Genomic DNA, 20640 nt, shown 5'->3' with positions numbered 1-20640 from the left:
ACGATAGAGGCCTGCCCGGATTATTTCCCGGCGGCAGCCGCATTCTTTACCCAGCCATCGAACTCCGACTGATTTGCGGCAATCCAGTCGTTGGCGATCTTCTTGATCTCGGCGTCGGTCTTGTTGCCGGCCCCCAGATCGCCTTCCCACTGGCTCCAGATGTCCAGCGACCATTTCGCTTGTTCGATGAATTTCTTGGCCGCCGGATTGTCAGCCAGGAACTTCTTGTTGGCGAGCGTGCGCCAGTTCCATGGGCCAACCGCCATGCGGCATGGGTTCTGCCCCCCCGCACAGCCAACCACGTCCTTGACCTCGTGCGTCTTCGGTTTCGATACGCCCTCGGGAAGAGCGTCATACGGGATCGGCAGCCACACCACGTCCTTGCCGGGCTTCAGCCGATAGACGATCCAGGATGGGCTCCAGGTGTAAAGAAGGATCGGCTCTCCTCGGTCGGCCCGTGCAAAGACCTCGCCGATCAGCGGCTCGTATTTGGCGCGGATGGAGCGCACCGTATCGCTCAAGCCGAACTCCTTGACCTGGAAATCGACGACGTCACCGCACTTCCAAGCGGGATCGCAATTCACCAGATTGGCTTTTCCGTCACCGTCGGTGTCGAACAAGGCGGCGATCTTCGGGTCCTTCAGTTGCGAGACATTGGTGATGTTGTTGGCTTCGGCTGTCTTCTTGTCGATCATGTAGCCGTTGATGCCGCCGCCCGCGATCGTGCCTTCATTGATCAGTTCGACCGTATCCGAGATCTGTGCGATGGCGGGCTCGGCCTGCGGCCAGTTGATGTCGCCGGTCATGTCGAGGTCGTCCTGCGAAATGGCCTGCAGGATCGCCGACATGTTCATGGTCGACAACTTTACGTCGTAACCGAGTTTCTCGAGGCCCGCTATCAGGACCTGGTCCTGAATATAGTTGGCGCCCAGGCTGTCGGAGGACGTGAAACGAATGGTCTTGCCTTCGCCAGGCTTATCCTGCGCAAAACTCTGCCCACCCATCATGGTTGCTGCAACAGCCATGGCGCAGGCCAGTCTCAGCCCTTTGCGGTATCGATAATTCGCCGACATGTATTCTCCCCTTGTTGTGATATTTGTTGCGTCGTTCCGCCTGATCGAGACGGTGTTCAAACCTGCTGGTGGTTCGTTTCGAAACTCCCCGCTTCCTCATTTCTGGGACGCAGCAACTGAGCCAGGGCGGCCCGGATGCCCCGGGTTGGTCCGGCCTTGTCCTGGTTGGCCAGGCCCTGCGTGATGCGATCGAGGATCATGGCTAGCAGGACGATGGCGATGCCGCCGACGGCAGCCATGCCGACATCGAGACGTCCCAGCCCCTGCAGGACCACAAGTCCGAGCCCTTCGGCCCCGATCATGGATACGATCACCGACATGACCATAGCCATCAGCACCGTCTGATTGAGGCCGCCCAGAATGGTTGGCAAGGCCAATGGAAGTTGGACTTCCCAGAGAAGTTGGCGATCGGTGGCACCGAAGGCCCGCCCCGCCTCGACCATCTCCTTGTCGACAAGACGAATCCCGAGATTGGTGAAGCGGATCAGCGGCGATATCGCCGCCACGATGACCGCGACTGCCCCAGGCACCGTTCCGACGCCGAACAGCATGACCACCGGGACCAGGTAGACGAAGCTGGGCGTCGTCTGCATGACATCGAGCACCGGCCGCACGATGGTCCAGGCGCGATCGTGGCGCGCGCACAGGATTCCGATTGGAATGCCAAGAATGACGCACACCACGATTGCCGTGGCGATGAGCGACAGGGTGGTAATCGCTTCCGCCCACAGGCCCATGAAGGCAATCAGGGTCAGCGAAAGCAGCGTGAATATGGCCACGCCACGCGATGCGGAGCGCCATGCGATGAGGGCAAAGATCCCGATCAGGATCGGAAACGGAATGGCATGGAGTCCATGGTCGATCGCGGTCAGAAGGGTCTCGACGGGCCACTTGATGGTCTGGAACAGCGGCCGGAAATGCATTGCCAGCCAGCGGACGCCGACCTGGATCCACTGGTCCAGCGGGATGACATAGAGATTATCGACATCCAGCATGATCAGGCCTCCGCTCCCCGGGATTGCGAGGAAGCCGCCGCCGGAGCGCCAATGCGGGATAAGATTTGGAGTGGATCGACACGCCCCAAATATCGGCCGCCCTCGTCAACAACGGCTATCGGCCGGTCTCGATGGCACAGGCTGGCCACCACCGACAGCTTTTCCGTGCCGCATACCGTCTCATAGTCCTTGCTCATCAATGATTGGATCGCCGAACCATCAGCGAGGCGTGGCAACTGGCGTGGTCCGACGACACCCACGACCTGCATCGAATCGTCGACGATGAACACCGGTTCGCCCTCGGCATCGCGGCCGCCAAACGCACGTCCGTCTAGCCGGAGCGGACTGCTTTCCACCATCACGGAACTCGCATCGAACAGATGGGCCCGGTTGACGTCGCGGGTGAAGGCGGCGACGTAGTCATTCCCGGGCTTGGTCACGATGTCCTGCGGAACGCCTTCGCGCATCACCATTCCATCCGCCATGATGGCGACCCGGCTTCCGAGCTTCAGCGCCTCCTGGAAATCATGCGTGATGAACAGGATGGTCTTGTGGAAAGTCCTGTGCAGGCGCAGCAGTTCGTCCTGCATTTCGCTGCGGATGAGTGGGTCCAGCGCGCTGAAAGCCTCGTCCATGATCAGGACATCGGCATCCGTGGCGAGTGCGCGGGCCAATCCGACGCGCTGACGCATGCCGCCACTCAGCGTACCGGGAAGATGATTTGCCCACGAAGCCAGCCCGACGACCTCCAGCACCTCCATCACCTTCTTCCTGCGCGCGGCGGCTGGCACACCGCGCAGTTTCAGGCCGAACTCGGCATTCTCCAACACCGTTCTGTTCGGCAACAGGCCGAAGTGCTGGAACACCATGGAGATACGCGTCCGACGGATTTCGCGCAGCCGCGCTTCGCTGGCGCCGGTGATCTCCTCGCCATCGATAAGGATGCGCCCTGCATTCGGCTCGATGAGGCGATTGATGCATCGCGCAAGCGTCGACTTACCGGAGCCGGACAAGCCCATGATCATGTAAATCGAACCGACGGGAACGGACAGCGACACGTCGCTCAAGCCGACGACTTGCCCGGTCTTCTGGAGCACAGCTTCCTTTGTCTCGCCAGACTTCAGCATGGCCAAAGCCGATTCCGGCGATTTGCCGAAAATCTTGTACACGCCCTCGACCGTTATGCGATCCGTCACACCTGTCCTCCACTCCTGGCCTGGCGGACGATAGTCAGCACATTCCAGAGCCACGATCCCGATTAATGAAGATAGAACTGCACCCGCCGTCTTCCCCCGTTCGGCAGGATACCCGCCTAGCCCAATGCTACGAAGGAAAGCATACGGCTCGCGGGTTCGATGATATAGGCTCTCCGCTACCCGGATAGGTATAATCCGGGACGCCTGTATGGAGGAACGGCGTGCTGGCTTCGCTTAAAAACCCTGCCCTCATGGTCGTGGACATGCAGAACGATTTCGTGCGCAGGCATGCGCCGATGGAGGTTGCATCCGCGCGCGAAACCATACCTTCGATCAGCAGACTCATTGCGGCGTTTCGCGGCAACGGCAAGGCGGTGGTATTCACGCGATACGTTGCCGACCCCCTGTATCAGGCCTTGGCCGGCAAGCTGACCTGGATCAAGCTGACCGATGCGCCGACCCATGCGTGCGTGCCGGGCTTCATGCGATCCTACGGCGATGTCGAGGGCCTGCGGGATGCCGCGGAGGTGATCGACGAGCTTGCGCCACAGGACGACGACATCGTGCTGGACAAGGTCTATTTCAGCGCCTTTCATGCCACGGATCTTGCCAAGACGCTCAAGCTGCTTGCGGTAGACGGTCTGGTATTCGTCGGCACGGTAGCGGAGATGTGCGTCGAAGATAGCTGCCGTCACGCCGTGCATTTCGGTTATCCCACGATTGTGGTGGAGGATGCTGTTTCTTCCAACCATCCGCCCAGCCGGCAGGCCATGCTCGATGCTTTCGCACGCAACTACGGCTGGGTGATGACCACGGACCGGCTCCTGGATTCTTTCGCGGTCGGGCAAGCGGGATGCGAGGTCTTGAACCTACCGCAGCGGTGAAAAATCGGTCGGGATCAGGATTCGGTTTTCCATCGTTTCGATATTCTCGGTGAGCTTGACCGTAAACGCCCGCCACGCGGGATCTTCGGCCAGCCGCTGACGCCGCTCGGCGCGGTCGTTCAGGTCGCTATAGCCCCATAGATGCACGACATGGTTGAGAGGTCCGATCTCGGTGCGGAAATAGCCGATCAGGTTGCCCAAGATCGGCTGCTGGATGGCAAGGCCTTCCTCGCTGATAAGTTGCATGTATCTGGCGAGACGGCCGGCCCTTATCTTGTAGATGCGTTCCTCGACAATCATGGCGCGACAGCTCCCATCAGGCGATCACCCGCGACTTTTCCCTGCCCGCTTCCTTCTCGCGCATCGCAAATACGGGCATCACTTCCTTGATGAACAACGCCAGCGATTTCTTCTGCACTTCAAACGGCAGGTCGAAGGCGAGGCCGAGGCAGAACTGGTCTACGCCCGCCGCTTCATAGACCATCAGCTTTTCGACCACCTCGTCCGGCGTGCCGAACAGGAGATTGTCGCGGATCGACCGCGGATCGTAGTCGCCGCTGTTGCCAACGGTGTCGTAAGAAACCGCTTCAGGAAAGCCGTTCTTCACCGTGCCGATGTTCTGGAACAGGTTCTCGAAGCTGCGCCCATATTGATAGCTGTAGCGAACCGGCAGTTCCCAGTCCTCGGGACGTTCATACACGCAAGTGCGGCGCAGCATCATGAACCGCGGCCTCGGCACTTCGGGATGATCCTGGACCGCCCTCTTGAACTTGTCGCCGAGAATGCCGATTTCCGCGACCGGCCGCGACAACGGCGTGGAGAGGATGTTGTGGCCATTGCGCACCGCCCAATCGAATGTGCCGGGGTCACGCGCCGCCACCCAGATGGGCGGGTTGGGTTGCTGCAAGGGCTTCGGCACCGAGGTTGCCAGCGGGAAGTGGTAATACTTACCCTCGTGGGCGTAGTCGCCTGCCCATAATTTCTGGACTGCCGGCAGCAGTTCCTGCATGTAGGCGCCGCCTTCCTGTTGCGGGATGCCTCCCGCCATACGGTCAAATTCATACTGATAGGCGCCGCGGGCGATGCCGAATTCCAGCCGCCCTCCCGTCAGGTGATCGCAAAGTGCGGCCTCTCCCGCGAGACGGATCGGGGTCCAGTACGGCGCGACGATGGTGGCGGTGCCAAGCCGGATCTGTTCGGTATGAGCTCCCCACCAGACCAGCAACTGGAACGGGCCGGGCGCGATCGTGAATTCAATCGTGTGATGCTCGGGCGACCAGGCGGTCTCGAAGCCGCCGGCATCGGCCATACGGACCAGTTCCAGCGTCTCAGCCGCCACCTGGCGCATATCCTTGTCGGGACTGAACCTCTCCATGTTCAGGGAAACGGAAAATTTCATGGCAATGACCTTTTCGAATATTAGGGAACCGTCGGATGAGCGTCAGCGCAAACGGATTACGAACGGGTCCTGCGTGGCGCCGGAGTAGTCGATGACGACATTCTTCAGGCGGGAGAACTCGCGCATGACCTCGAAGCCCCCGCGCTTGCCGTAACCGCTCTCCTTGAACCCGCCGGAGGGTGACATGTAAGCAGCCGAGCGATACGTATTGACCCAGACCGTGCCGGCATCGACGTTGCGCGCAAAGCGAAGCGCCCGGTCGATGTCGCGGGTCCAGACACCCGCCGCCAGCCCATAATGGGTGTCGTTGGCAAGCCCAATCAATTCGCTTTCATTGTCGAACGGCACGACGCCCACGACCGGGCCGAAAATTTCGTCGCGCATGAAGCGCATGTCGTTGCGCGCATCCGCCAGAACCGTGGGCTCGTAATACCAGCCGCCGGAGAGGTCGTCCCGCCGCGGCCGGTGGCCTCCGGCAACCAGCCGCGCGCCATCGGCGACGCCGTAGTCCACATACTGCTCGACCTTGTCGAGTTGGGCAGCCAGCGCCAGCGGACCGATTTCCGTGTCCTCATCGGTCGGATGGCCGATACGCACGCGCCTGGTACGATCCGCCAGCTTTTCGACGAATGCGGCATAGATGGATTTTTCGACGAAACAGCGCGAGCCTGCGATACAGGTCTGCCCGGCAGCGGCGAACACGCCGGCAACCACGCCGTTCACCGCGCGCTCGATGTCGGTATCGGCGAATACGACATGAGGCGACTTGCCGCCCAGTTCCATCTGACACGAAACAAGTCGGCTGGCAGCGTTGGCGGCGATGCGGCGGCCGGTTGCCGTACTGCCCGTGAAGGCGATCTTGGCGACATCGGGATGCAAGGTCAGCGCTTCGCCCGCCGTAGCGCCCTTGCCGGTAACGACATTGAAAACGCCAGCCGGGAAGCCCGCTTTTGCAATCAGTTCGGCGAGGGCAAGGGTGGACGCGGAAGTATGCTCTGATGGCTTGACCACGACCGTATTGCCAATTGCCAGGCAGGGTGCGAGCGTGCCGGTCAGCAGCATCAGCGGTGAATTCCACGGCGAGATCATGCCCACCACGCCGATCGGCTCGCGCAGCGTGAAGTTCAGCATATCGAGCTTATTGACCGGTATGGTCTCGCCATGCAGCTTGTCGGCCATTCCGGCGAAATAGAGGTAGCTGTCCGGCGCCGCGCGCAGTTGCACACGCATCTCTTTCAGAAGCTTGCCGTTGTCACGCGTCTCGATGGCCGCGAGTTCATCGGCGTGTTCCGCGATGAGATCGGCCAACCGGCGCAGCAGCTTGCCGCGATCCGTCTGCGTCAGCCTGCGCCAGGCCGGATCGTGAAACGCTCTTTTGGCTGCCTGCACGGCGGCGTCGACATCATCCGCCCCGGCGTCGGCAACCTCATACCAAGGCGCCGCGTTCGTCGGATCGTAGCTCGGCATGTAGCGGCCGGACCGCGGCGCGAGGCGCTCCCCGGCAATGAAAAGATCCTGGCGCGATCCTTCGATCACCTTCAGCGTCAGGTCCATCATCTCATCCCTTCGCGGTTTCTCGGTCGCCGGCCAAGCCGTTAAGCGACCGCCACGGACGCGGGGCGCCGTCTATCATCGCCACCCGGCCGCCATCGCTGGAATCGACGTAGATCCCGAAGCGAGAGTCCGCGCGCTCATGCAGGTAACGGCGCAGCGTTGCGCGTATCTGCCTGATCGGAATGCTGTCCCAAGGCAGCTCTTCATGGGCAAAGAACCTCAGCGACGGCGACAAGTCCGGAATTTCGCCAGGCGGGCCCGCGAGCGCGCCACGGTAAACGACATAACCGGGCTGCTGGTCGGCCACATCGAAGACCGAATAGAGAAACGCATCGCTGGTGAGCGGCGCAACCACGCCGCCGCCTTCGAAGCTGAGCATGTCGCCCGGCTTACGGTGCGTTGCCGTCGGCAGTTCCCAGCCTCCGGCGCCATCGTCGCGCAGCAGGATGCGGCCGTCATGCTCGACCAGGTAGCCGATGATCATGCGATGGGAAGGCGTCCAGCCAGGCGGCATCGGGTCTTCCACGCAGACATAGCGCCCCCGGCAAAACCCTAGCGGAGCGGCAGGGCTGGTGCCGAAAGCACGCACCCGGCCGATCAGGATCACATGGTCTCCCGCCTCGATACGGTCATGCACCGTGCAGTCGAACCAGGTAAGGCTGTCGGTGAGCACCGGCGAGCCCGTATGCACGGTAGTATGGGCTATCGTCTCGAACTTGGAGAGTGACTTCGAGGCGAAGAGGCTCGCCACCTCCTTCTGGCGCTCGTGCAGTACGTTGACGGCGAAGCCTTCGGCCGTGTTGAACGCCGGAAAGCTGCTGGCGCTCTTTCCTATGCAGACGAGCAGCAGCGGCGGCTCAAGGGAGACTGAGGTGAAGGAATTCGCAGTCATGCCGCGCGGCGAACCATCTTCGTCCCGCGTCGTCACCACCGTGATGCCCGTGACGAAGGTGCCGAACGTTCGCCGCAGTTCCACTGGATCGATCGTGCTCAGCTCTTTTTCCCTCTTGTCCGTCATGCGTCCTGCCTCTCCAGGAGGGTGGAAGGATAAAGGGACGTGAGAGAGGGTCTTCCTGCTCTACGCAGGAGAGGCGGCAGTCAGACTCCTAGGACACGAAGCAGAGACCGCATCAGACAGGTTGCTCCCGGGCAATGGTCTCGTTGAGGCGTATTGCCAGTTCAAGCGCGAACCGACGTTCGGGTGAATCGATCTCGATGCCAAACAGTTCCTGGATACGGTTCAGGCGGTAGCGAAGCGTTGTAACATGCAATTCCATCGCGTCCGCGCAGGCCTGGCTGCGGCAACCGTGCTCCAGAAAGACGGTCAGGGTCCTGATATAGTCCGTTGCATGCGCCTCGTCGTGACGCACGACCGCGCCAATGGCGATATCCACGAACGACCTCACTTCCTTGCTGTCGGCCGCCGAAAGCAGCAGCGGAAAAGGACCGAAGTCCTGGGGCGCAAGCAACCCGGTACGGTTGAAGCGGACGGCAAGACGGATCATGCGCTCGCATTCAAGCCATGCCTGGGGATAGTCGTGAATGCTCGAACAGGTCTTACCCGCCACGATGATCGGCTTGGTGCCGATCAGCCACTGCGTTTCCTCGATCAGCTTGCGCACAAACGTCTTGACCACCGTGTCCGCGTCGCGGGGCGCGTCGGGAATGCGGCACAGAATGATCTCGCCCAATGCGGCGGCGGTCGCCTGCGGCGCCAATTGGCCGGCGAGCCGCATGATGGAGCGGTGCAGTTCGGGTATGGTCTTGCCCTTTTCCGGCACAGTTTCCGGGAGGCCGATCGCGACCAGCCTGGCGGTGGCGTTTACGTCAATGCCGAGCCGGCGCGCCCGCGCCGTCAAATCGTCCACGTTGCGCCAGTTGCCGGAAACGATTTCCATGAACAATTCGCTGGAAGTCTGCGATTCCGTCTGGAACCGTAAATGGCTGCGCATCAACTGGACGCTGAGCGCGAACCGAGCGCTCTGAAGAAGAAGATGATCGAGGTCGCCGAAATTGGCGTCGAGCGAAAACACGATCAGCGCCCCTACCGTCTTGCCATCCACGACCAACGGCTCCACCGCCGCCGGCAGGTTGAGGTGATGGCCGCCGCAGTTCAGGTACAGCTTGCGCATTTCAAGCCCGGCCTGGTCCGAGATATCGCGAGCAAGACGGAGAAACTGGCGGCTCATGCAATCGTCCATCTCCTCGCGCCAGCGGTCGGTGTCGATGAGGTCCGGCTTGGGCGAACGTCCGGCAACGACCAGGTTGGCAGTCAGATCCACCACGACGATTGCGTTCGGCAGGAAGGTTTCGACCATGGAAGCCGCGGATGCGACGGAACCGTCCGACAGGACCTGGTGCATCAGGGAGGAATGCGCGGCAAGTGCGTTTTGGAGTTGCGCGGCGGCAGCATGTTCCGCCCTTAGCCTGTGGGCCTTGTCCACGGCTATGGCGCCCAGATGGACGATCGTCTGCAGGAATGCGAGATCGGCCGCTGACAGATCGACAACGTCGCGCGACTGCACCGACAAGACCATCGCGCGGTCTTCCATGTCCCGGCAGCCCAGAGGCAAAACCACGACAGTGCGATAACCGCGCTGGATTGCCTCTTCCCGATAGCCCGGAAATTCGATGCTCTCCTGGGCATCGCGAATGATCACCGGATCATTGCGGGTCAACGCGATGAGGGATGGACTTGTCGCCAGCGTCCAGCGGTTGCGATAGGACTTCGTCAACTGGCTAGGATCATGCCGGGTCACGACCACAGCATTGCCATCCGCCTGATCGATGCTCATCACCGCCGCCATCGACCAGGCATCGTGTTGGCATGCCGCATCGACAAGGTGCTGCAGCGTTGTCTCGAGGTCGACGCTGGAATTGATGAGGCTGGTCACGTCGCGCAGGACGCGTGACAGCGGGCGATCCAAAGCGCTCAACAGAACCTCGCTGCTTGCCGGTACTCGATCGTTACATAGCCTTCCTGGTCGATGGCGCGCCACAGTCATATTCGTTACCGGGGGTCATGCCGCCGCCATATGGCCGGCATGGATAGGATCGACCTTGCCGGCTGTTCGCGAAAGGTTTGGCAGGCCTTCAAAGCGACATGATGACCGACTTGGTCTCCGTATAAAGGTTCAGCCCTTCCTGTCCCCGTTCCCTGCCCCAGCCGGATTGCTTGAAGCCGCCGGTGGGTATCGCCGCGTCCACCGAGCCGTGTACGTTGACCCCGATCCGGCCCGCGCGAATTCGCCGTACCATCTTGTGGGCGACGCTCAGGTCCCGCGTCCAGACGCTGCCAGCTAGTCCGAAGATGCTGTCATTCGCCTGCCGCGCGATCTGTTCCAGGTCGTCGTCATCGAAGCTCATGGCGCACAGGACAGGACCGAAAATCTCTTCCTGCACCACCGCCATGTCGGGTCGGGTATCGGTCAGCACCGTCGGCGCAATGAAGTTGCCTTCATTGCCTATCCGCGTGCCGCCAAACGCCACCGTTGCACCGGCGCTCCTGCCCTGCTCGATATAGCTCATGACGCGGTCGCACTGGACCGGGGAAATGACCGGCCCCATCTGGACGCCTTCGCTGAGGCCATGACCAACGCGGATGTTCCCCGCCCGCTGGCCGATCCCATCCACGATCTGGTCGAACACCTTCTTGTGGGCGAACAGCCGCGATCCTGCGGTGCAGACCTGGCCGCTATTGGCAAAAATGCCCTGCGTGACACCGGGAATGGCAACCGACATGTCAGCATCGGGAAAGACGATGACGGGCGACTTCCCTCCCAATTCGAGCGACACTTTCTTCAAATTGCCCGCGGCAGCCTTGACGATGATGCGGCCGACCTCGCTGGAACCCGTAAAGGCAACCTTGTCGATCTGGGGGTGCGAGGCTATCGCTGCGCCCGCCGTAGGTCCAAAACCGGTCACGATATTGATCACGCCGGCGGGAATGCCGGCCTCCTGGACCAGTTCACCGAAGCGCAGCGCCGTCAGCGGCGTCTGCTCCGCCGGCTTGAGCACGATCGTGCAGCCGGTGGCCAGCGCCGGAGCTACCTTCCAGGCCAGCATGAGCAGTGGCGCATTCCACGGAATGATCTGCCCGACGACGCCGACCGGCTCGCGCACCGTGAAGGCATGGTACTTGTCCGGCGCAGAGATCGAAATGGTTTCGCCTGTGATCTTGGTCGCCCAGCCCGCCATGTAGCGGAACATATCCACGCTGAGCGCGACGTCGGAATTCCGGGCATTGGCAAGCGGCTTGCCATTGTTGAGAACCTCCAGTTCGGCCAGTTCATCGGCGTTCTGTTCCAGCAGATCCGCCAGTTTCCAGATGAGACGTCCACGTTCGCTGGGCGTGATGCGGCTCCATGGGCCTTCTTCAAAGGCCCGCCGCGCAGCTTTGACGGCATTGTCGATATCGGCGGCGCCGCCCTCCGGAACCTGTGCAATTATGCGTCCCGTGCCCGGATCATATGTGTCGAAAATCTTCCCGGACTGAGCCGGCACCCATTTTCCATCGATAAGGAGTTTTTTCTCCTGGCGTAAAAAGGAAGCCGCCTTCTCTCCAATTCGGAACTGATCAGCATGTGTGTTCATCGAATTCTCCATAGGTATCGGGAAGCGCCTTGCCCGGATTCGTTCAAGGGCGTCCATCTGAAGCGCCCTCGTTAAAGCTTGTCACTCGATCACGAAGTGGTCGGGTCCGACCGCGCGAGGCTGCCGCTTCGGCGGAATGAAATCGAGCGGCCGCACGGGAGACGGCAATTCCGTCACCGGCTTGCCGATCAAGCGGTGCCTGTCCGCGGCCGGCTCCGGGTTCGGCACCGCTGCCATCAGCTTCTGGGTATAGGGATGTTTCGGATTCCCTATCACCTCGCGGCTGGGCCCGATCTCCACGATCTCGCCAAGATACATGACCGCCACGCGGTGGCTGACACGTTCGACAATGGCCATGTCGTGACTGATGAAGAGGTAGGACAACCGCAGGTCCTCCTGCAACTCAAGCAGCAGGTCGATCACCTGCGCCTTTACCGAAACGTCGAGCGCCGAGACAGCCTCGTCGGCTATAATGACCTTCGGGTCGAGCATCAGGGTCCGCGCAATGCAGATTCTCTGGCGCTGTCCGCCGGAAAACTCGTGCGGAAGACGGGTGATCATCGACGGTTCGAGGCCGACACGCTCCAGAAGATGTTTCGCCTTGTCCAGGGCCTTGGCCCTGGTCGCCAACCCATGGCATAGCAGGGGCTCCGCCAGGATCGCACCGACGTTTTGCTTCGGGTCCAGGGAACTGAAAGGATCCTGGAAGATCATCTGCACATTGCGCCGGAGATCCGAAAGATCGGACCTGTTGTCGCGCCGCACCGTGCGTCCGTCGAAGACCACCTCGCCGGAATCCGGAGGATTGAGAAACAGGATGCTGCGTCCGGTCGTCGACTTGCCGCAGCCGGATTCGCCAACCAGCGACAGCGTTTCTCCAGGCATGATGTCGAAGCTCAGACCCTCGACGGCATGGAGACGCCCCACCTTGCGACGCATCGCCCCGCCACGCACGTCGAACCGGGTCACCAGCTTGCGCACGCTCAAAACCGGCTTCGGCACAGCATCCTTGGCGGGCGCGCGGTAGGAGCGGGCGACGCCTTGCCCCAGGCGGGGGACCGCGTCGATCAGCATCCTCGTATAGTCCTCGCGCGGACGCTCGAAAACGTCCTTTACTGCTCCCGTCTCCACCACGCGTCCCTTGTGCATGACCATGACGCGGTCGGCGATGTTGGCCACTACGCCCATGTCATGCGTGATGAACAGGATCGCGGTGCCGGTATCGCGCTGGACCTCGTTCAGGAGATCGAGGATTTGCGCCTGTATCGTCACGTCGAGCGCTGTTGTCGGCTCGTCGGCGATAAGCAGCTTCGGCGAGCACGCCAATGCGATGGCGATCATGATCCGCTGCCGCATCCCCCCGGAGAACATGTGAGGATAGTCATTGAACCGCCGCCGCGCGTCAGGAATGCGAACGCGGTCGAAAAGCCGGATGCCCTCCTCCCGCGCCTCGGCATCGCTCAAGGGTCGATGCTGGCGCAGCATTTCCTTGATTTGGGTGCTGACCTGCAGAACCGGGTTCAGGCTCATCATCGGTTCTTGGAAGATCATGCTGGCAATGCCGCCACGCACCCGCCGCAATGTCGATGTCGACGCCCCCACCACTTGCTGGCCATCCACGATGACCGAACCGGTCACTTGGGTATTGCCGGAAAGCAGTCCCATGATCGTCATGGAGGTGACGCTCTTGCCGGACCCCGACTCGCCGACAAGCGCCAGCGTCTCGCCAGCATGGATGGCCAGATCGACATCATGCACCACCTGATGCTTGCCGAAAGCGACGTTGAGGCCTTTTACCTCGACCACTGGATCGGATTTCCGTTCACTCATGAGTTTGGCGCCGGTGCAACAGTGAAGCCCGCCTGCGAGCGAGAGCGCTCCGAAGTTGGAGCCCAGGTGAGCATTTCGAGCGCGTACAGCGCATCCAGCGTCTCGCGCGACAGGGGAATGCCCTTCTGGTGCGCCATGGCGATCTTTTCCCGAGGCCGAACGACAACGTGCCCGGACGCCTTCAGTTCAGGCCTGCGGGCGCTGACCATGAGAAGCGCGCAGCCCGGCGTCAGCCCGGCGGCGTCGATCGATTCCAGAACCGCCGTGTCCTCACCGAGGAGCGCCGCCAGGGCATCCCGGCCCCGGCCCGAATAAAGCACACCCTGTGCGTCGGGTTCAGCCAACAGCCAGTCGAAGGTTCCATCCCTGGCGATGATGCCGATAGAGGAGAGATTGTAGTCCATCGCACCGACCAGCGTGGCCGGAACAAGCGACAGCTCGGTCGCCGCCAATATCCGGCACATTTCCCATTTGGCGCCGCCTGCATGCGCGGCGAGAGCATCGATCGCGGCAGGTCCCGTTTCCAGAAATGAAACGCCGGCGGCGTCCAGCATCGTGAGCCCGTTCGATTTCCGGTAGCGGAAGCCATGGGAGGGCCGCGGTCCCGCCTGGCGAATTTCATCCAGAATAGCCGGATCGAGCGCCGCACCTGTTGCGACGAGATGAGCGCCCCGGTCAGCGGTTCCGAACGCGTAGCCCAGCGCCCTGAGCGACCACGGCAGGACGCGAGTCAGTTCGGAATAGGCAACAAACATGCTCGTGCTCACAGGGCGACCTCATTCTCATGCTTGCGAACCCGGGAACCCGGCCTGTCAGGCTCGAGGAATTCCGAAGGCAGCGGCTGGTCTTGGAAGAAAGTCCCCCGCACATAGCGGATGCTGAGCGGCGTCGAGCCCCGAATGCCCAGCGACGCAAGGAAAAACCGTATGAGATCGGCGGGGACGAAATCGCGATGCGCGAGCGGATCGCGTATTTCCGCATAGAGCAGGCCATCCAGATATTGCACCCGCGAAATGGCGTAATGCAAGTCCGGATGGTCGAGGACGACGTCGCCGGCGCGCTCCTTGTCACCACGGCTGACCAGCACCGCCGCCAGCCTCTGGATCAGTCCGATATGATCGATGAAGGATTCGAAACGCTCGTGCGGGTCGATGACCCGCTCGCCGCGCCTTTGTTCGCCATTGTCGATCGAATGGTACCAGAAGTGCTGATGGGTTTCGGCAAGCGTGCGGTCGGCGGTGAGAGCCCAGACGTAGTTCCTGCGCAGGATCTCGCGCAATTCAGCGACCGTCATTGCTGGCTGCAATTGCCGCTTGCGGGCTGCGCCGATCTGGAAATAGGGCGCGATGGCGTCACAAAAGTCCGGTACCACGTCGAGAAGTACGCTGTGGAACTGCTCACTGGTCTCGCCATCCATGACTTCTGCGACGTGCGCAGCAACGTCGCCCCAGCACCGAAACTGTCCTTCGCGCAGGCTTGCCGATATGCGTGTCAGGTTCTCTATGATGGTTTCGTTGGCCACCACGTAGTCCTGCGTCTGTGGGTCGGTCTGCGCATAGATGCGGATGGTGCTCTCTATCGAGCCGCGGACAACTGAAATGCTTCCCGCATCGACCGGCAGGCTTTTTGCGTAGCCAAGAGCCGCCTCGCGTACGGTCACCCATGTGGCGACCCAATGCGGCCAGCGCTGGAGGGCAACGCACATGCCCTGGCCTGAGGAGTTGCCTATTCCAAGCCCGCGCGCGATCGAAATGTCGAGCTGCGCTGCGTCCGGATTGCGCCGCCGCGCCACGGCATTGACGAGATCGATGGAGACGAGCCGCACCAGGTAGATGGCGAAGATATCCGCAAAGAACGGGTGCGCCAGCGGATGCCCCTCGGGAATGCCCGGATAGGAAACCGTGCCATTCCGGCCGCTGCTTTGAAAGCCACCGTTCCGCATGAGATAGGCGATGCCGAGCTCGGGGGCGGGCTGTTCGCCGCGGGACAGTGCTTCGACTACGGCGTCGAAATGCCGGCTGCTGCGATTGGCCGGGGTCCAGCCGACCACATCCGAATCCGTACGCATCTGGCCTTCAGCCTTGATGTCGAACGTTTCAAATTCCCGCTCGATACGCTGTTGGCTGGCAAGATTGACGAAGAGCGCGCCGAACATGTCACGGTCCGCGCCATCGGAGCGGCGTCCGACTTTTTCGATTCCGTCCCATGGATATGCTCGGGCAATATAGGAGAAGGAATGGCCTTCCGCGTCGATCCGGTAGACGAATCTCGCCGCGCCGTCATCGCCGCATTCCGCCGAGATCATCCTTATCTGCCAGCGTTCGCGAACGATCCTGCGCAACAACATGTCGGCAAAACTGACGCGCGAAGCCTTGAAGCAGCGAAGGTTCTCCACACGCATCAGAACATCCGCCGGCCGCATCCATCGCCGCGCTTTCAGGGCACCTTCCCGGCCGGCAAACTCCTGCAGGCGTTGTTCTATGAATGCCGGCAGCGGCGGCTCGATCTGGTTAGACGTCATTTCCCTGTTCCAATCAGCGATCATTGCGGGACGCGGCCTCGTTCATGCTCGACCCGACAAGATAAAATGTAAAAACTGTAAGGGCGACGGCAGCGCCCGGCCCCAGGCTGAGCAGCGGCAGGATCGGCAGGAACATCGAACCGTCGCGTACCATGCCGCCCCAATCCGGAGCCGGCGGAGGAACGCCCAGCCCCAGGAAGCTGAGGCTTGCGGAGGTGAAGATCGCGAAGGCCACATTGATTGCGAACTGCGCCCACACCACGCGCATCGTGTTTGGCATGATATGATGGCGGATGATCCAGAAAGAGCTTGCGCCCGTGGCGCGCGCAGCTTCCACGAAGACCATTTCCCGGACGACGAAGACCTGACCACGAACCAGCCGGGCGACCGTCGGCGCGGTGACGACACCCAGCGTGACCGCCAGGTTGACCACCGATGGCCCGAGCATCGCGGTGATGATCAATGCGAGAACGAGCCCCGGCAAGGCGATGAAAATGTCGATGATCTGGACGAGGACAAAATCGATCCAGCCACGGAAAAATCCGGCGATCAGGCCAATGGGGGCGCCGATCAGCACAGCCACTATGGCCGCCGAAGCGCCTACCTGCAGTGAAACCCTTGTTCCGTAGATGACGCGCGACAGCACGTCCCGGCCAAGTTGATCCGTGCCAAGGATGTTTTCAGCCGAAGGCGGGCCGAGGACGTTTACCGTCGCGGCGGTCGGGTGCAGGGGCGCGATCAAGGGCGCGAACACCGCGATCAAAGTGATGATCACCAGAAGCGTCAGGCCAAGGACCAATCGGAATGGAAGTTTTCTCATTGGATGCTAAGCCGATGTTCGCACGAGCGGATTGACGAGGCTGTAGGTCACGTCCGCCACAAGGTTGAGGATCATCACGCCGACGATGATCACCATTCCAACCGACAGCATGACAGGAAAATCCCGGGACGAGATCGCTTCCACCAGAAGCCGGCCCATGCCCGGCATCGAAAAGACGGTTTCGGTGACGACCGCGCCGCCAACCAGTTGTCCAAGCGAAAGACCGGCATAGGTGATCAAGGGCAATATGCTGTTGGGCAGAATGTGCCGGTAGGAAATGCGCGCCTCGGACAGCCCCTTCGAACGCGCGGCCTGGATGTAGAGGCTGCCTTTCACCGACTGGTATTCGGCTTTATAGACGAGCGTGAAGGAGCTGAAATAAAAGGTCGTAAGCGTGATGACGGGCAGGATCATGTGGATGAGATGCTGCCCGGCGCCCCGTGACCACGGCGACCATCCGGTCGTCGGCAGCCAGCGGAGCTGAACCGAAAAAAGGTAGATCAGCAGCAGTCCGAGAAAGAAATTGGGCACGGTGATGCCGACGATGCTGACGGCGGCGGTGAGCCGGTCCACCAGCTTTTTCATGAACGTCGCCGAATTGATCAGCGTGGCCCCCAGGAATGCGATGAGGATCGCCCAGGATGCCAGCTCAAGCGTTAGAGGAAGGGCATCCGCGATCATTTGCGCGACAGGCTGTTGGGTGGAATAAGACCGGCCCAGGTCGCCCGACAATGCGGCGCTGATCCAGTTCCAGTAACGCGACAGGATGGGCTGGTCGAAGCCTAGCTTCGCGTTGAGTTCGGCGATCGATTGAGGGGATGCGTTCTCCCCCAGCATGATCGCCGCCGGCGTCCCCAGAAAGGACGTCACCGACGTGAACAGCAGAAACGTCAGAACGATAACGTTCGGAACCATGATCGCTATGCGGGAAAGTACAAGCGCAAGCATGCCGGCCTCAGTTCATCGCGAAGGATTGAAGAAACGCCTCCGAGGCGCCCGTCTCGCAAAGCGGGCGGTTGGGGCACATCCGATGGGCGGCGGTCATAATGGCGATCAAGTTCCTCTACCGGTTGCAGGCGGGACCGGGTCCACCCGCGCCAGAAGCCGCGGCGCGGCGCGCCGCGGCAAAGCATGAAGATCAGGCCTGCGTTTTCCAGACGTAACGGAACCGCGGGATCTCGTCCGGCATCGGAGCGAACCCTTTGACGGTGTTGCGCATGGCGTTGAATTCGATGCTGAACCCGACGGGCATGTAAGGCAGATCGGCAGAAATCTGACGCTGGATCTTTTCGTACAATTCCTTGCGGCGCGCCTGATCGGAAATTACCCGCGCTTCATCGATCCATTTGTCCACTTGGTCATTCTTGTAGCCCGTGGAGTTCGCGGTGCCTTTGCTGGAGAAGAGATAGTGGATCAGGCCGTCGGGATCCGCCCGTTGCGTCCAGCGCATCGGCGTGAAGCGTATCTCGCCGGAGACCGCCTTGGCGTAGTAGTCGCTTTGCGGGACCGGCTCGAGCTCAATGTTGAGGCCGATCGCGTCGAGGTCTTCCTTGGCAAGTTCGGCAAAGCGTCGCAGCGTATCGCCGCTTGGCGCCGCAAGCTTGATGGTGGTGCCCTTCAGGCCGGAATCAGCCACGATCTTGCGCGCCTTTTCCGGATCGTATTCGTAGTGCACCAGATCGGTCGGGGTCCACCACAGGCCGTCTGGCGTGAAGCTGTCAGAAATCTTGCCTTGTCCGGCCCATATGATCTGGTTGATACGGTCGCGGTTGAGGCCATGCGCAATGGCCTGGCGCAGTTCCGGCTTGTTATATGGCTCGGCGTCCCACCGCCACTGGTAGGAATACCAGACGCCACCCTTCGACGGCACAAGCTCGATGTCCGGGCTGGCCTTGGAAAGGCGCGTATCCAACGGATCAAGCTGGCTTATGAAATCCAGTTCGCCGATGGCCATGCGCTGAATGCCGACGACGTTCGTCGGAATGTCATGGAACGTGATGCCGTCGAGATATGGCATTCCCTTCTGCCAATAGCTGTCGTTCTTGGTGAGCGCGATGCGTGACCCGCGCACCCATTCGCCGAAAACGAACGGACCGGTCCCGACAGGATTGGAACCGACGTCGCTGCCGTATTTCTTGGCCGCAGCTGGCGAAGCCATCAGCCCTGCGCGGTCGGCAAACAGCGCCAGCAGCGGCGGATAAGGTTCCTTCATGTCGATGGCGACGGTGAATTCGTCCAGCACTTCGACATTCTTGACGCCTTCCAGCAACTTGAGCTGCGATGAGTTGCCTTTCGGATCGAGACGTGCATCAAGGTTCCATTTCACGGCCTCGGCGTTGAACGGTGTGCCGTCATGGAACTTCACGCCTTCCTGCAGCTTCAGGACCACGCGCTTGCCGTCGTCCGAAAACTCCCAGCTTTTCGCCAGGGCAGGCTTCAGGGAGAAGTCCGCCTCGGTCTCGAGAAGCGTATCGAATATCAGGAAAAGGATCTGCCGCTCGGTCCATTGCGACGACTGAAGCGGGTCGAGCGTGCGGACGTCGCTGATGAAGCCGACGTTGAGCGTGCCGCCGGTGACCGGCTGGGTATCTTGAGCCAGCGCTACCGCCGGCAAAGAGGCCACGATTGCGAAGCCGCTGACGGCGGCCATAAATTGCCTTCTATCCATGACAAATCCTCCGTTGGTTCAGTTCCCGATATTATCGGCATTGCCGTTATTGGCCTCCGGGCAAGGACCCGGAGGCTTGCGCGTCATTTGCTCTCGGCTGGCAGCGGCCGGCCGGCCTGATCGACTCCCATGATCCGCATGTCGTTGAACCGATCGCCGATGCGATGGTGCGGACGCCCGCCGCTCGCGGCGCCCAAGGCGATGACGATCTCGTCATGCGCAGGCGCGTCGGGAATGGTGAATTCCACGGTCAGAAAATGAGCGCGGCTTCCCTTCTTCTCAGCGTCCTTGTGGGTCAAGGGAACGGTGAGCGCGGTGCCGGCGCCGGCACGCTTGTTCGTGAACGGGAGAAAGGAATCGCCACCAGCGGCGATGCGGAAGACATTGCCGAAATGCAGCGTGTGGATCAGGCCGGCCGCGTGTTCGACTTCGCCGTCCGTCCCGGTCACCGCGCACTTTCCAAACGCTTCTATCCTGTCCGGACCGCCCATGATCGCCACCAGGCGAGGCACGAGGGCATCCGTGAGAGCCTTGGCGTGCTCCATGATGTGCGGCTGCAGGTCCTCGACGAATGCCGATCCTGCCCAGGGATTGCGGATTACCGCCGCGCAGGCGGCCATGCGAAGCGGAACCGGCGCGACGCGCCCCCCTTCGACAAGCGTGTCCTCGACGAAATCGACGATCTTGCGGATCAGGACCCCAGTCATTTTTCCACTCCGCCGGCTGCGAGTTCGGCAAGCACGCGGTTGGCGATGCGATGGCATTCGACGCCGACAGGAACGCCGCAATAAATCGTGAGATGGGTTATCAACGCGTCCAGCTCGTCACGGGTGACCCCGTTGCGAAGGGCGCCGCGAAAATGCAGTTCCCACTCATGCATGCGGTTGAGCGCGGCAATCATGACGATGTTCAGCATGCTGCGGGTCCTGGCATCCAGCCTGTCGTCACCCCAGGCCGTTCCCCAGCAATATTCTGTGATAAATGACTGAAACCCCTTGGAAAACTCGGTTGCCTTGCTCAGCGAATTTTCAACATATTCGCTGCCGAGCGTCGCCTTGCGCCGCTCCAGCCCACGCTCAAATAGCGTCTCGTTCATTCGTCTTCCCT

The 20640-nt window shown here is 61.3% G+C and carries 18 protein-coding genes; 1 reads left to right on the top strand and 17 read right to left on the bottom strand.

Going from position 1 to position 20640, the window contains the following annotated elements; translation table 11 throughout:
- Positions 1-20: 20 nt before the first annotated feature.
- The 3 genes from proX to FJ428_RS19790 are packed head-to-tail and all read right to left on the bottom strand — an operon-like array spanning position 21 to position 3264.
- On the bottom strand, positions 21-1073 hold the full coding sequence (gene proX, locus FJ428_RS19800) for a glycine betaine/L-proline ABC transporter substrate-binding protein ProX (RefSeq protein WP_224519139.1): 1053 nt from the start codon (positions 1071-1073) through the stop codon (positions 21-23).
- A gap of 56 nt (positions 1074-1129) precedes the next feature.
- Positions 1130-2068: a proline/glycine betaine ABC transporter permease gene (locus tag FJ428_RS19795; protein ID WP_140498487.1), complete on the bottom strand. Its 939-nt coding sequence runs from the start codon at positions 2066-2068 to the stop codon at positions 1130-1132.
- A gap of 2 nt (positions 2069-2070) precedes the next feature.
- Positions 2071-3264 (bottom strand): glycine betaine/L-proline ABC transporter ATP-binding protein, encoded by a 1194-nt coding sequence (locus FJ428_RS19790; RefSeq protein ID WP_140879987.1) that lies wholly within the window; start codon positions 3262-3264, stop codon positions 2071-2073.
- A 221-nt stretch (positions 3265-3485) separates the two neighbouring features.
- On the opposite strand from FJ428_RS19790, the gene FJ428_RS19785 reads away from it, so the two are divergent.
- Positions 3486-4148 (top strand): cysteine hydrolase, encoded by a 663-nt coding sequence (locus FJ428_RS19785; RefSeq protein ID WP_140498489.1) that lies wholly within the window; start codon positions 3486-3488, stop codon positions 4146-4148.
- Here the strand turns inward: FJ428_RS19785 and FJ428_RS19780 are convergent.
- The 14 genes from FJ428_RS19780 to FJ428_RS19715 all read right to left on the bottom strand — a co-directional run bounded on the left by FJ428_RS19780 (position 4134) and on the right by FJ428_RS19715 (position 20629).
- On the bottom strand, positions 4134-4448 hold the full coding sequence (locus FJ428_RS19780) for an NIPSNAP family protein (RefSeq protein ID WP_140498490.1): 315 nt from the start codon (positions 4446-4448) through the stop codon (positions 4134-4136). The genes FJ428_RS19785 and FJ428_RS19780 overlap by 15 nt on opposite strands.
- A 16-nt stretch (positions 4449-4464) precedes the next feature.
- Complete coding sequence (locus FJ428_RS19775; RefSeq protein ID WP_140879986.1) at positions 4465-5547, bottom strand: LLM class flavin-dependent oxidoreductase; 1083 nt, start codon at positions 5545-5547, stop codon at positions 4465-4467.
- Positions 5548-5589: 42 nt separating this feature from the next.
- Positions 5590-7101 carry an aldehyde dehydrogenase gene (locus FJ428_RS19770; RefSeq protein WP_140558075.1) on the bottom strand — a complete coding sequence of 504 codons (1512 nt, stop codon included), beginning with the start codon at positions 7099-7101 and terminating at the stop codon, positions 5590-5592.
- Positions 7102-7105: 4 nt separating this feature from the next.
- Positions 7106-8119, bottom strand: a complete 1014-nt coding sequence (locus FJ428_RS19765; protein ID WP_140498492.1) for a flavin reductase — start codon at positions 8117-8119, stop codon at positions 7106-7108.
- Between the two features lie 112 nt (positions 8120-8231).
- Complete coding sequence (locus tag FJ428_RS19760) at positions 8232-10106, bottom strand: helix-turn-helix domain-containing protein (RefSeq protein ID WP_140498493.1); 1875 nt, start codon at positions 10104-10106, stop codon at positions 8232-8234.
- A gap of 88 nt (positions 10107-10194) precedes the next feature.
- Positions 10195-11751, bottom strand: a complete 1557-nt coding sequence (locus tag FJ428_RS19755; protein ID WP_281405512.1) for an aldehyde dehydrogenase family protein — start codon at positions 11749-11751, stop codon at positions 10195-10197.
- A 24-nt stretch (positions 11752-11775) separates the two neighbouring features.
- Positions 11776-13524 (bottom strand): ABC transporter ATP-binding protein, encoded by a 1749-nt coding sequence (locus FJ428_RS19750; RefSeq protein ID WP_140498494.1) that lies wholly within the window; start codon positions 13522-13524, stop codon positions 11776-11778.
- Entirely contained in the window at positions 13521-14279 is a 759-nt protein-coding gene (locus tag FJ428_RS19745; protein ID WP_140625448.1) for a hypothetical protein, read from the bottom strand. Before FJ428_RS19745 ends, FJ428_RS19750 begins: the two co-directional genes overlap by 4 nt.
- Positions 14280-14287: 8 nt before the next feature.
- Positions 14288-16045: a hypothetical protein gene (locus FJ428_RS19740; protein WP_140558050.1), complete on the bottom strand. Its 1758-nt coding sequence runs from the start codon at positions 16043-16045 to the stop codon at positions 14288-14290.
- A 13-nt stretch (positions 16046-16058) separates the two neighbouring features.
- Positions 16059-16799: an ABC transporter permease gene (locus FJ428_RS19735; RefSeq protein ID WP_224519143.1), complete on the bottom strand. Its 741-nt coding sequence runs from the start codon at positions 16797-16799 to the stop codon at positions 16059-16061.
- A gap of 72 nt (positions 16800-16871) precedes the next feature.
- Positions 16872-17813: an ABC transporter permease gene (locus tag FJ428_RS19730; protein ID WP_140513435.1), complete on the bottom strand. Its 942-nt coding sequence runs from the start codon at positions 17811-17813 to the stop codon at positions 16872-16874.
- Positions 17814-18003: 190 nt separating this feature from the next.
- Positions 18004-19515 carry an ABC transporter substrate-binding protein gene (locus tag FJ428_RS19725; RefSeq protein ID WP_181167345.1) on the bottom strand — a complete coding sequence of 504 codons (1512 nt, stop codon included), beginning with the start codon at positions 19513-19515 and terminating at the stop codon, positions 18004-18006.
- Between the two features lie 101 nt (positions 19516-19616).
- Entirely contained in the window at positions 19617-20240 is a 624-nt protein-coding gene (locus FJ428_RS19720; RefSeq protein ID WP_140879984.1) for an amino acid synthesis family protein, read from the bottom strand.
- Positions 20237-20629, bottom strand: a complete 393-nt coding sequence (locus tag FJ428_RS19715) for a carboxymuconolactone decarboxylase family protein (RefSeq protein ID WP_140498501.1) — start codon at positions 20627-20629, stop codon at positions 20237-20239. The genes FJ428_RS19720 and FJ428_RS19715 overlap by 4 nt, the downstream gene beginning before the upstream one ends.
- Positions 20630-20640 lie beyond the last annotated feature (11 nt).

It is taken from the genome of Mesorhizobium sp. B2-8-1, from assembly GCF_006440955.1.
Classification (GTDB): domain Bacteria; phylum Pseudomonadota; class Alphaproteobacteria; order Rhizobiales; family Rhizobiaceae; genus Mesorhizobium.
Note: the sequence above shows the minus strand (reverse complement) of the source record. Positions and strands in the feature narration are given on the sequence as shown.